Below are 11,003 nucleotides of genomic sequence, written 5' to 3'. Positions count from 1 at the left end.
GTGAAGAAGACGCGGGCGTCGGGGATGCCGGAGAGGGCGGCGATGCGCTCGGCGAGCTCCACCATGGGGCGGTTGAGGTAGAGGGTGGAGGAGTGGATGATCCGCCCGGCCTGTTCGGCGATCGCCTTGGTGACCTCGGGCAGGGCGTGGGCGGTCATGGTGGTGAGGATGCCGCCGAAGAAGTCGAGGTAGCGGTTGCCGTCGGCGTCCCAGACGTGCCGGCCCTCGCCGTGGGTGAGCTCGATGGGGTCCTTGTAGTACAGGGCGAGCCAGTCGGGGGCGACGGCGCGGTGGCGTGCGTAGAGGCTGCTCACGGCTGCACCAGCCCGTCGTAGGCGTCGGGGCGGCGGTCGCGGTAGAAGGCCCACTGCTGCCGGACCTCGTCGATGAGGCCGAAGTCGAGGTCGCGGACGACGAGTTCCTCCTCCTTGTCGGAGGCGACGTCTCCGACGAACCGGCCGCGCGGGTCGACGAAGTAGCTGGTGCCGTAGAAGTCGTTGTCGCCGTACTCCTCGACGCCGACGCGGTTGATGGCGGCGACGAAGTACTCGTTGGCGACGGCGGCGGCGGGCTGTTCGAGCTGCCAGAGGTAGGAGGAGAGGCCGCGGTGGGTGGCCGAGGGGTTGTAGACCAACTGGGCGCCGTTGAGGCCGAGTTGCCGCCAGCCCTCGGGGAAGTGGCGGTCGTAGCAGATGTAGACGCCGACCTTGCCGACGGCGGTGTCGAAGACGGGCCAGCCGGCGTTGCCGGGACGGAAGTAGTACTTCTCCCAGAAGCCCTTGACCTGCGGGATGTGGTGCTTGCGGTATTTGCCGAGGTAGGTGCCGTCGGCGTCGATGACGGCGGCGGTGTTGTAGTAGAAGCCGGCGCCCTCCACCTCGAAGACGGGCACGACGATCACCATCCCGGTCTCCCGGGCGAGGTCCCGCATCCGTCGCACGGTGGGCCCGTCGGGCACCGGTTCCGCCCAGCGGTAGTGCTCGGGCTCCTGCACCTGGCAGAAGTACGGGGCGTTGAACACCTCCTGGAACCCGATGACCTTCGCCCCCTGCCGGGCGGCCTCGCGGGCGTGCTCCTCATGCTTGGCGATCATGGATTCGGTGTCGCCGGTCCAGGTCGCCTGGACGAGCGCGGCGCGTACGACGTCGGTCATGAGCTGCTCCTTCGGCACGGCGTCAGAGAGCCTCTACGCACGTAGACGCGATGCGTAGGAGGAGAACGTAAGCCCCGTCACAGCCCGGAGCAAGACCACTGCCGTGAAGCGGCGGAGTCGATCATGTTTCATACCCGAGTGGTCCACGTCGGACACGTACCGACACGTCCCGAGTGATGACGATCGACGCCGCCGTCGCCGCGCGCGTCACGCGAGTCGGGCGACGCGCAGCGCGTGCAGCACGTCCCGTTCGCGCGACGGGGAGACGGAACGGGCGGCGGCCAGCAGTCCGGCGGTGAGGGCGGCGGCCTTGCCACCGGCCGGGCCGGCGGCGGCGAGCCGGGCCGCGTCCTCGGGTGTCCGGCTGCGGACGAAGGCGGTGAGCAGCGCGTGGGCCTCCGCGTGGCGGGCCTCGGCGTACAGGGCGGCGCAGGCCCCCGCCAGCTCCTCCACCGGTCGGGCCACGCCCTGCCGGAGCAACTGGTCGCAGTCCTGCGGGCGGCCCGCGTCCGCGAGCGCCCCGGCGACGGCGGCCAGCCGCGCGGGCGGCAGCGTGGCGGCCTCCCACAACAGGGTGGCCCAGTCGGCGGCGAGTCCGGCGCCGTGGAGCTCGGCGGCGAGCACCGGCAGCCACGCGGGCGGCCCGGCGAGCGCCTCGCACAGCAGCGCGTGCGCCTCGCCGCTGCGGCCCTGGGCCCTCAGCCGCCGCAGCGCGTAGACGGCGTTGCCCGCGGCACGGGCGGCCTCTCCCCCGTCGTCGGCGGCGGGAGCGGGCCGGAGGGCCGGACCGGGCACCCCACCGAACCGGGCCCCACGCGGCGCGCCGGCCGGAGCGGTGGGCAGCTCGGGTACGGGCACCGCGACCGCGGTCGACGGATCCACCTCCTCCAGCCCCGCGTAACGGGCCCCACGGGGCCGACGCCGGACCGAGGCCGCGGGCGGGGCGGGGGCGGGGGCCGGTGCCGCGGGTGCGGCTGAGGTCGCGGTTCCGGCGGACGGGGTCGGCGTGGACGCCCCCGCCCGCCCCGTCGGCACGGAGCCCCCGCCCACCCCCGCCGTCGCCGCGTCCGGGTGCCGCCGCTGAGGCCCGGCGGGCAGGGCCTCTGCGACCGTCTCCCGCTCCAGGCGCCGGAGCCGGGCGGTGAGTTCGGCGATGCGGGCGTGGGCGCGGCGGAGGTCGTCGTGGGCCCAGGCGAGGGTGGTGTCGTCGGGGGCGGGGCGGGCGGTCCGTTCGTGGATGCGGGCCTCGGCGTGACGGGCCTCGCGACGCATCAGGTCCCGCCGTTCGGCGAGCGCCGCCGCTCCGCCGGGGGCGGCGCGGTCGTGGGCGGTGGCGGCGGCCTCGTGGAGGGCCCGGCCACGCAGGGCGCGGGGGCCGTCGAGCGGTTCGGCGAGGTCCTGGAGCAGGGACTCGACGACGTCCCACGGCAGGACGTCCGTACCGGCGAAGCAGGCGCGCAGCCCGTCGGGGTCGCGGACCGAGAAGACGCCGTACCAGCCCTCGCCCGGGGTGAGCCGGCCGGCCAGCTCGCTCAGCCATCCTGTGAACGCCGCGACTTCCGCCGGGAGTTGACGCACCGCCATACCACTGCCTTTCGGTCCACCACCATTGGACCTCAGCCGTGTTACGGGACGGCTACGCAGAGTTTTCGGTCAGGCGCCCGGGAAGCTCACGACGATGCCCGTGTGGGGGCGCTTCCCGAGGCGGGCGAGGGTGGCGGGCCAGTCGACCGCCCAGAACTGCCAGGTGTACTTGCGGGAGAGGAGCCTCCGCACCCGGCGCAGCTCCTCCCCCGTGACGAGCCGGGCCGTGCCCTCCACCCGTACGGCACCCTCGGGCACGTTCCCGCGCACGTCGCAGACGGCGGCCACGACCCGGGCGTCGCGGCGCAGCCGCTTCACCTTCCAGGAGTCGGTGCGGGTCCAGGCGTACAGCTCGTCGCCCTCGACCGCGTACCAGACGGGGGTGGCGACGCCGGTGCCGTCCTTCCGGAAGGTGGTGAGGCTGACGTAGCGGCCGCGCCGCAGCTCTTCGGGCATCGTGTCGGGCTTCATGCGTGGGAGCCTACGCAGCCGCGTCCGGGCCCCGGACGCCGGTGTCGCAGTCGTCCCGCGCCGCGGCGATCCGCGCCCCGTCGGCGCGGGCCCAGGCGCAGGCGGTGTCGAGGGGGCCGCGCAGGGAGCGGCGACCGGCTGATGGTGGCACCGCCGCTCGACCTGTCCCCGGACGCGCCGGGCGGGCAAAGCCCCCGCCCCCTAGACGGGGACCAGCGCGCAGCTCGTCACCAGTTCGTCCATCGACAGCTCCAGGACGCCGGCGAGCGCGGCGACGGTGAAGAAGGCGGGGGTCGGGGCGCGGCCGGTCTCGATCTTGCGGAGGGTCTCGGCGGAGAGGCCGGCCGCCGCGGCGATCTCGGTCATCGAGCGGTCGCCGCGCGCCTCGCGCAGGAGGCGGCCGAGCCGCTCGCCGCGCTCGCGCTCTTCGGGGGTCAGGGGTGTGCGCACCATGGCACCCATTCTAATACCGGTATAGTAATTGGCATGGTGGAGATCAAGACGGATGCGAACCTGCTGCTCATGCGCGAGGCCGGCAGGGTGGTGGCACAGGCCCTGGCGGCCGTGAAGGAGAAGGCGGCGCCCGGGGTGACGCTGGACGAGCTCGATCGGGCGGCGCGCGAGGTGCTCGCGGCGGCGGGGGCCGGGTCGCCGTTCCTGGGCTATCGCCCCGATTGGGCGCCGGTGCCCTTCCCGGCGGTGGTCTGTCTCTCCGTCAACGACGCGATCGTGCACGGCGTCCCGGACGGGACGCGGCTCGCGGACGGGGATCTGCTGAGCGCGGACTGCGGGGCGGTGCTCGACGGCTGGGTCGGCGACGCGGCCGTGAGCTTCACGGTCGGCCGGGCCCGCCCCGAGGACGCCCGGCTGATCGACACGGCGTACGAGGCCCTGGAGGCCGGCATCGCGGCGGCGCGGGTCGGCAACCGGGTCGGCGACATCGCGCACGCGATCGGCCGGGTCTGCCGGCGGGCCGGCTACGGCATCCCGGACGGCTTCGGCGGCCACGGCGTGGGCCGCACGATGCACGAGGGCCCGGACATCCCCAACGAGGGACGTCCGGGCCGGGGCATGCCGCTGCGGCACGGGATGGTGATCGCGATCGAGCCGATGCTGATCGCCGGCGGCGGCGACCACCACTACACGGCCGGGGACGGCTGGACCATCCGTACGCTCGACGGCTCGCGCGCGGCCCACACCGAGCACACTGTCGCGATCACGGACGACGGCCCGCGCGTCCTGACGGCCCTCTAGTTCCGGCAGCCGGTCAGGGCGCCGGCTTCACCACCATCGCCGAGCCGCCGCCCCTGCGCGCCGTTTCGGCGGCGGCCAGCCAGCGCCCGTCCGGCAGGCGCTGGACGCCGGTGGCCGCGCCGATCTCCGGATTCTGCCGGAAGCCGTGGCCGAGCGCTTCGAGCTCGGTCCGGAGCGGGCTGTTCCAGAGGGCCGGTTCGAGCTCGGTGGTGGTCTGGTTGCGCTGGCTCGCCCGGGGCGCGGCGATGGCGTCGACGAGCGGCAGGCCGCGGTCCACGACTCCGGTGAGGGTCTGGAGCACGGTGGTGATGATGGTGGCGCCGCCCGGGGAGCCGAGCGCGAGCACCGGCCGGCCGGTCTTGTCGAGCACGATCGTCGGGGACATCGAGGAGCGCGGGCGCTTGCCGGGTCCGGGCAGGTTGGGGTCGTGCACGGCCGGGTTCGCCGGGGCGAAGGAGAAGTCGGTCAGCTCGTTGTTGAGCAGGAAGCCGCGGCCGGGCACGGTGATGCCGCTGCCGCCGGTGGACTCGATGGTGAGGGTGTAGGAGACGACGTCGCCCCACTTGTCGGCGACGGTGAGGTGGGTGGTGTTCTCGCCCTCGTACGTCGTCGGGGCCGCCGTTCCGCCGCTCGCGCAGGGCACCGGCCGGCGCGGGTCGCCGGGGGCGAGCGGGCTGGTCAGGGCGGCGTCGTCGCGGATCAGGCAGGCCCGGGAGTCGGCGTAGCGCTGGGAGAGCAGTCCGCGCACGGGCACGTCCTCGAAGGCCGGGTCGCCCACCCAGCGGCCGCGGTCGGCGAAGGCGATCCGGCTGGCCTCGATGAAGCGGTGCAGATAGCGGGCCTGGGAGGCGCGGGAGAGGTCGGTGCCCTCCAGGATGTTGAGGGCCTCGCCGACGGTGGTGCCGCCGGAGGAGGACGGGGCCATCGAGTAGACGTCGAGGCCGCGGTAGGAGACCTTCGTGGGGCGGCGCTCGATGGTCCGGTAGGCGGCGAGGTCGTCCTCGGTCAGGTCGCCGGAGCGGACCACCCGGGTGGCTCCCGCGCGGACCGGAGGATGCCGGACGGTGTCGACGATGTCGCGCGCGATCGGCCCTTCGTAGAGCACGCCGACCCCGTGCCGGCCCATCTTCTCGTACGTACGGGCGAGATCGGGGTTCTTGAAGGTCGAGCCGACGACCGGCAACTGTCCGCCGGGCAGGAAGAGCGCGGAGCTGGCGGGGAAGTCGCGGAAGCGGGCCTCGTTGGCGGCGGTCTGCGCGCGGAAGGTGGCGTCCACGGTGAAGCCGTCGCGGGCGAGCCGCTCGGCGGGCCGCAGCAGCGTGCGGAGGGGTTTGCTGCCCCAGGCGTCGAGGGCGGTCTTCCAGGTGGCGGGGGTGCCGGGGGTGCCGACGCCGCGGCCGCTGGTCATGCCCTCCTCGAAGGGGATGGGCTTGCCGTTCTCGACGAAGAGGTTCGCGTCCGCCGAGGCGGGCGCGGTCTCGCGGCCGTCGATGGTGTGGACCGTGCGGGTCTTCGCGTCGTAGCGGACGAAGTAGCCGCCTCCGCCGATGCCGGCCGAGTAGGGCTCCGTGACGCCGAGGGCGGCGGCCACGGCGACGGCGGCGTCGACCGCGTTGCCGCCCTGGCGCAGCACCTCGATGCCGGCGGCGGAGGCGTCGGCGTCGACGCTGGCGACCGCGCCGCCCCAGCCGGTGGCGACGGGCACCTTGGCCGGTGCCTCCCGAGGGGGCGCCGCCGACGGGGCGGTCGTCGGCGGGGCGGCGGCCCCGACCGAGAGCACCGTGGCGGCGAGGGCCACGATCGACGCGGCACGTACGGCGGGGCGGCGTACGACGGAACGACGCATCCTTACCTCCAGTCGATGACCGTCCGCGCAGCGTAACGCCCCGTCTCGCCCGCCGTCAGGACCGCCTGTCGAACGGTCACCCGATCGCCGATAACATGCGCGCCCATGAATGAAGACCTGTGGAACGTCGTCCTCGGTGTCCTCGCCACCGGGATCAGCGGTTCCCTCGGCTGGCTGGCCCGCACCTCCGTCCTGCGGCGCCGACTCCGCAGGAAGCAGGCGTTCTTCGGGCTTCCGACCGGCTCCGAGTGCGTGCTGGTGGTGAACCGGCAGGCGGGCAACGATCGGGCCGTGCACGCCACCGACGTGTCGGCGCTGCTCGAACTCTCGGCCCTGATCAAGGACTGTGGCGCACGGCTGCGGATCGTCCAGCACGACACGGCCCGCCGGGGACTGGGCGAGACGACGGAGTTCTGCATCGGCGGGCCCTATTCGAATCACCGTATGGGGGCGCACCTCGCGAACCTGCTGCCGGGCCTGACGATGAACGTGGAGCCGGATCCGCGCGAGGACCGGGGCATGTTCACCGTCGGCGGCCAGTCCTACCGCGCGCAGTGGGGCACCACCGAGTACGTCGTCCTCGCCCGGCTGACGGGCGGAGAGGGCGAGCGGCCGCTGTTCCTGCTCTGCGGTCAGGCCGCGGTCGCCAATCAGGCGGCAGCCCGTCATCTGTCGCGCCACCACGAGGCACTGGCCCGCACCCATGGACGCGACGGCACGTTCGCGCTGCTGCTGAAGGTCGTCAACTCCGACGCGTACGGTCCCGATGTGGTGGAGGTGGTCGCCGACATCACCCGCGAGGCGCGTACGGCTCCACCCGCACCGGCAGCGACTTGATGCCGTTGATGAAGTGGGAGACGAGGCGCCGGGGCGGCCCGGCGAGCTCCAGGCCGGCGCAGGCGTCCCGTACCTCCTCGTACAGGATGCGGAGCTGAAGCCGGGCGAAGTGGGCGCCGAGGCAGACGTGGGGGCCGTCGCCGAAGGAGACGTGCGGATTGGGGGTGCGGGCGAGGTCGAGGCGGTGGGGGTCGGTGAAGACCCGCTCGTCGTGGTTGGCGGAGGCGTGGAAGACGACGACCTTGTCCCCCGCGGCGATCGGCACCCCGGCCAGTTCGGTGTCCCGGACGGCGGTGCGCCGGAAGGAGAGCACCGGCGGGTGGATCCGCAGGAGTTCGTCCACCGCCGTGTCCATCCCGACCTTCCCTGACCACAACTCCCTTCGCTGCTCCGGGTTTTGTGCAAGGGCGAGCAGTCCGCCGGGTGCGGCGCTGCGCACGGTGTCGTTGCCCGCGACGGTCAGCAGGAAAAAGAACATCTCCAGTTCGGCGTCCCGGAGTTCGCCGGTGGCGAGCGTGGTCATGATGTCGTCGGCGGGGTGCCGGCGCTTGTGGGCGGCGAGCTCCTGCGCGTAGGCGAACATCTCGGCCAGCATCGCGGGTGAGCGGGGGTTGACCGGCCGTCCCTCCGCGTCCAGGACGGGCGGCTCGTCGGGGTCCTGGTAGGCGATGACCCGCTCGGTCCAGGCGAGCAGCAGCCCCCGGTCGCTCGCGGGCACGCCGAGCAGGTCGGTGAGGTTGAGCAGGGCGTAGTCGTCGGTGACGGCCCGCACGAGGTCCACCTCCTCGCCCGACTCCCTTGCCGCGTCCAGGAGTTCGCGGGCGCGTCGGCGCACGGTCTCGGCGAACCGCTCGATCCGCCCCGGGGTGAAGGCGCGGCTGACGAGCCGCCGCAGCCGCCCGTGGTGGGGAGGGTCCTGGTTGAGCATCATCCGGCGGATGAAGGGCAGGTCGGCGGGGTCGGGGTCGCGGATCTGGGTGGCGCCGAGGTACGAGGAGAAGCCGGCGGTGTCCTTGAGGACCCGGACGACGTCGGCGTGCCGTGTCACGGCCCAGAAGCCCGGCCCGGCGGGCCAGCCGAGGACCTCGTACTCCTCCTGGCGCGCGACGGGGTGGTGGTCGCGCAGGATCCGGAAGCGGTCGTGCGGGATGCCGGTGGCGTAGATCCGCGGGTCGAAGACGTCGGGGACGCCGTCCGTGTGCCCCATCGGCCCTCCCGTCGGAGTGAAGACGTCACCATCATGACAGGTCAGGGCCGTTTTTCGTAGGACGGAACGCACAGTTCGAGAGCCTTGTCCGGCCTGTGCCCCGACTCCCAGAATCTCCCTTCGTGCCTCACACGGAGAGCGCGGAGAGCAGGGGGAACGTGGCGGACACGGGAAAGATCGATCAGGACGCGGTGCTGCGGGCGCGGGTGCTGCTGCTGGGGTCGGGGCGGCTGAGCACGTGGGAGTACGTCGGTGCGTACCGGGTGCTCGCGCGGGTGAGCCCGCGGGCGTATCTGCCCAAGCTGGTGGGCGCGTTGACGCGGCGTGGGTACGAACTGCGGGATCAGGAGCCGCGGGTCCGGCTCTTCGCCGAGGCGGTGGACGTGGCCCGGCGGATCGAGGACGACCGGCGGCCCGAACTGCTGGGCCGTGCGCTGGAGTCGTACGAGCGGGCGCTGTTCGCCGCCGGCCGGCGGGCGGAGGGGCGCGCGGTGTGCGAGGAGCTGGCGCGGTCCGGGGCGTACGGGAGGCTCGCGAGGGTGCTGGCGGAGGAGGGGCGGCACGCGGAGGCGGCCGCACTGTACGGCCGGCACCTCGGGCCGGAGGGGGCGGCCGCGTCCGGCTGGAGCCTGGTCGAGTGGGCGGCGGAGCTCGACGCGGCCGGCCGGCACGAGGAGGCGCTGGCGGTGTTCGCGCGTCTCGTGGCCGACAAGCGGCGCAAGGCGGCGGAGGACCGGACCCCGCTGGCCTGCCTGGTGTGGCAGCTCGCCCACCAGGCCCGGATGCTGTCGGCGGCCGGGCGCGAGGCGGAGGCGATGGCGGCCCGGCAGGAGGCGCTGGCGGTGCTCACGCGTCTCGCGGGCGCGGGCGAGCCGGTGAGCTGGAGCAACCTCCAGGCATGGTGGGTCACCCTGTTCGTCCTGTCGGGCAGGCCGGGGGAACCGGCGGCCACCCCGGAGGCGCCGGCGCCGCCGTTCGGCGCCTATGCCGTCCACGGCTGGTCGCCGGACACGAGGGAGTCCTTCTTCGCCGCGATCCCCTCCCTCGAACGGGAGGCCGCCGCTCTGCGCGCGTCCGGCGACCTGGCGGGGCTGGTCGCCCTGCACCGGCGCCTGGCGATCCGTCAGGCGCTGCGCTGGGAGACCTCGGGGCGCCGCGCCGAGGAGACGTTCCGTCCGGTCCTCGACGAGGGCGTGACCCTCGCCCGCCGTCTCGGGGACTCCGAGGGCGTCCTCGCCCGGGCCCTCACCGACCGCGCCCTGTTCCTGCTCGCCGTCAAGCGCTACGGCGAGGCCCGGCGGGACTTCGCGGAGGCCGTCGCCCTCCAGGACGGCCCGGCCCGGCCCGTATCGCCCATCTCACATCCGACATCGCAGAAATAGGGCACATGTACGGAACCATCTCCGGCCGGCGGGGCTCTCACCTCCAGTAAGAGATCACCACCGGAGGTCGTTCGCGTGAACCTGAACCGCATACCCGTGCCCGCTCTGCTCGCCACCACCGCCCTGACGCTCACGCTCGGGGCGTGTTCCGGCGGGCCGGGCGGGTCGGGTGGCGGTTCCGCGCAGGAGGAGCCGCCCACCCGGATCGCCGTGAATCTGACCGGGCGGCAGGCGAAGGCGGGCGCCCCGGTGGTGGTCACGCTCACCGAGGGGCCGCGGCTCCAGCAGGTGACGGTGACGGACTCCAAGGGCGGGAACCTGGCCGGGGAGGTGTCGGCCGACGGGAGGACCTGGACCTCGCGCCGGCCGGCGGCGCCGGGGACCTCGTACGCCGTGGAGGCGCGGGACACCGGGGGCGGCGGCGCGAAGGCGGAGTTCGCGACCGCCGCGCCCGGGAAGGTGAACAAGCTGACCCTGGCGCCGGGCAAGAACACCACGGTCGGCATCGCCCAGCCGCTGTCGATCGTGTTCGACCACCCGGTGAAGGACAAGGCGGCGGTGGAGCGGCGGCTGAAGGTCACCACCTCGAACGGCACCGAGGGCTCCTGGGGCTGGATGCGGGACTGGTCGGGCAAGGACCGGGTGGACTGGCGGCCGAAGGAGTACTGGAAGCCGGGCACCGAGGTCACCCTGGCCGCGGAGCTGAACGGTGTGGACTCCGGGGAGGACGGCGGCTGGTTCGTCCGCGACTACACCACCACCTTCACGGTCGGCCGGAACCAGGTCGTCAAGGTCGACCTGGACGGCCACCGGCTGAAGCTGCTGCGGGACGGTCGGGTGGTGAAGGACGTGGCCATGTCGGCGGGGACGCCCGGCGGGGAGAAGGCGTCCTGGCGGGGCACGACGGTCCTGATGTCCAAGGAGGGCACGATCAACATGCGCTCCGAGACGGTCGGTCTCGGTGACGCCTACGACAAGATGGTCGACTACTCGATGCGGCTGACCTGGTCGGGGATGTACGCGCACGCGGCTCCCTGGAACGCGGCCTACTTCGGCAACGCCAACCGCAGCTCCGGCTGCATCGGCATGAGCGACGCGAACGCGAGGGCCGTGTACGAGGCGGTGCAGGTCGGGGACCCGTTCGAGATCACCGGCGCGGACGCCAAGGGCACGCAGGCGCTGAACAACGGATACGGCGAGTGGAACCTGTCCTGGGACGAGTGGAGGGCTAAGAGCGCGCTGCGCTGAGCCGCACTCGGGACGGGATTC

The 11,003-nt window shown here is 73.6% G+C and carries 12 protein-coding genes; 4 read left to right on the top strand and 8 right to left on the bottom strand.

The window, feature by feature from the left end; translation table 11 throughout:
- The 6 genes from ABZ135_RS30875 to ABZ135_RS30850 all read right to left on the bottom strand — a co-directional run.
- A partial coding sequence (locus tag ABZ135_RS30875; protein ID WP_356700311.1) for an aminotransferase class III-fold pyridoxal phosphate-dependent enzyme occupies positions 1-314 on the bottom strand: 314 nt, incomplete at its 3' end.
- On the bottom strand, positions 311-1,153 hold the full coding sequence (locus ABZ135_RS30870; protein WP_356700309.1) for a nitrilase-related carbon-nitrogen hydrolase: 843 nt from the start codon (positions 1,151-1,153) through the stop codon (positions 311-313). The genes ABZ135_RS30870 and ABZ135_RS30875, both read right to left, overlap by 4 nt.
- Positions 1,154-1,360: 207 nt before the next feature.
- Positions 1,361-2,737, bottom strand: coding sequence for a UL36 very large tegument protein (locus ABZ135_RS30865; protein WP_356700307.1), 1,377 nt, complete (start codon positions 2,735-2,737; stop codon positions 1,361-1,363).
- A 69-nt stretch (positions 2,738-2,806) separates the two neighbouring features.
- Positions 2,807-3,208, bottom strand: a complete 402-nt coding sequence (locus tag ABZ135_RS30860) for a PPOX class F420-dependent oxidoreductase (RefSeq protein WP_356700305.1) — start codon at positions 3,206-3,208, stop codon at positions 2,807-2,809.
- Between the two features lie 10 nt (positions 3,209-3,218).
- Positions 3,219-3,359: a hypothetical protein gene (locus ABZ135_RS30855; RefSeq protein ID WP_356700303.1), complete on the bottom strand. Its 141-nt coding sequence runs from the start codon at positions 3,357-3,359 to the stop codon at positions 3,219-3,221.
- A gap of 50 nt (positions 3,360-3,409) precedes the next feature.
- Positions 3,410-3,661, bottom strand: a complete 252-nt coding sequence (locus ABZ135_RS30850) for a helix-turn-helix transcriptional regulator (RefSeq protein WP_356700301.1) — start codon at positions 3,659-3,661, stop codon at positions 3,410-3,412.
- A 33-nt stretch (positions 3,662-3,694) separates the two neighbouring features.
- Here ABZ135_RS30850 and map point away from each other — a divergent pair, with 33 nt between their 5' ends.
- Entirely contained in the window at positions 3,695-4,462 is a 768-nt protein-coding gene (gene map / locus ABZ135_RS30845) for a type I methionyl aminopeptidase (RefSeq protein WP_356700299.1), read from the top strand.
- 13 nt (positions 4,463-4,475) lie between these two features.
- Here the strand turns inward: map and ggt are convergent, their stop codons facing one another.
- On the bottom strand, positions 4,476-6,308 hold the full coding sequence (gene ggt / locus ABZ135_RS30840) for a gamma-glutamyltransferase (RefSeq protein WP_356700297.1): 1,833 nt from the start codon (positions 6,306-6,308) through the stop codon (positions 4,476-4,478).
- A gap of 105 nt (positions 6,309-6,413) precedes the next feature.
- Here ggt and ABZ135_RS30835 point away from each other — a divergent pair, with 105 nt between their 5' ends.
- The gene (locus ABZ135_RS30835; protein WP_356700295.1) at positions 6,414-7,145 is read left to right on the top strand and encodes a hypothetical protein; all 732 of its coding nucleotides are present in this window, start codon (positions 6,414-6,416) and stop codon (positions 7,143-7,145) included.
- Here the strand turns inward: ABZ135_RS30835 and ABZ135_RS30830 are convergent.
- On the bottom strand, positions 7,099-8,352 hold the full coding sequence (locus tag ABZ135_RS30830) for a cytochrome P450 (protein ID WP_356700293.1): 1,254 nt from the start codon (positions 8,350-8,352) through the stop codon (positions 7,099-7,101). The genes ABZ135_RS30835 and ABZ135_RS30830 overlap by 47 nt on opposite strands.
- Before the next feature lie 158 nt (positions 8,353-8,510).
- Here ABZ135_RS30830 and ABZ135_RS30825 point away from each other — a divergent pair, with 158 nt between their 5' ends.
- Positions 8,511-9,734: a hypothetical protein gene (locus ABZ135_RS30825; RefSeq protein WP_356700291.1), complete on the top strand. Its 1,224-nt coding sequence runs from the start codon at positions 8,511-8,513 to the stop codon at positions 9,732-9,734.
- 81 nt (positions 9,735-9,815) lie between these two features.
- Positions 9,816-10,982, top strand: coding sequence for an Ig-like domain-containing protein (locus ABZ135_RS30820; protein ID WP_356700319.1), 1,167 nt, complete (start codon positions 9,816-9,818; stop codon positions 10,980-10,982).
- The last annotated feature ends 21 nt before the right edge of the window (positions 10,983-11,003 follow it).

This window comes from Streptomyces sp. NPDC006339 (genome assembly GCF_040612775.1).
Lineage (GTDB): Bacteria > Actinomycetota > Actinomycetes > Streptomycetales > Streptomycetaceae > Streptomyces.
The sequence above is the reverse complement of the archived record's forward strand: the minus strand, read 5'-3'. Positions and strand labels throughout refer to the sequence as shown.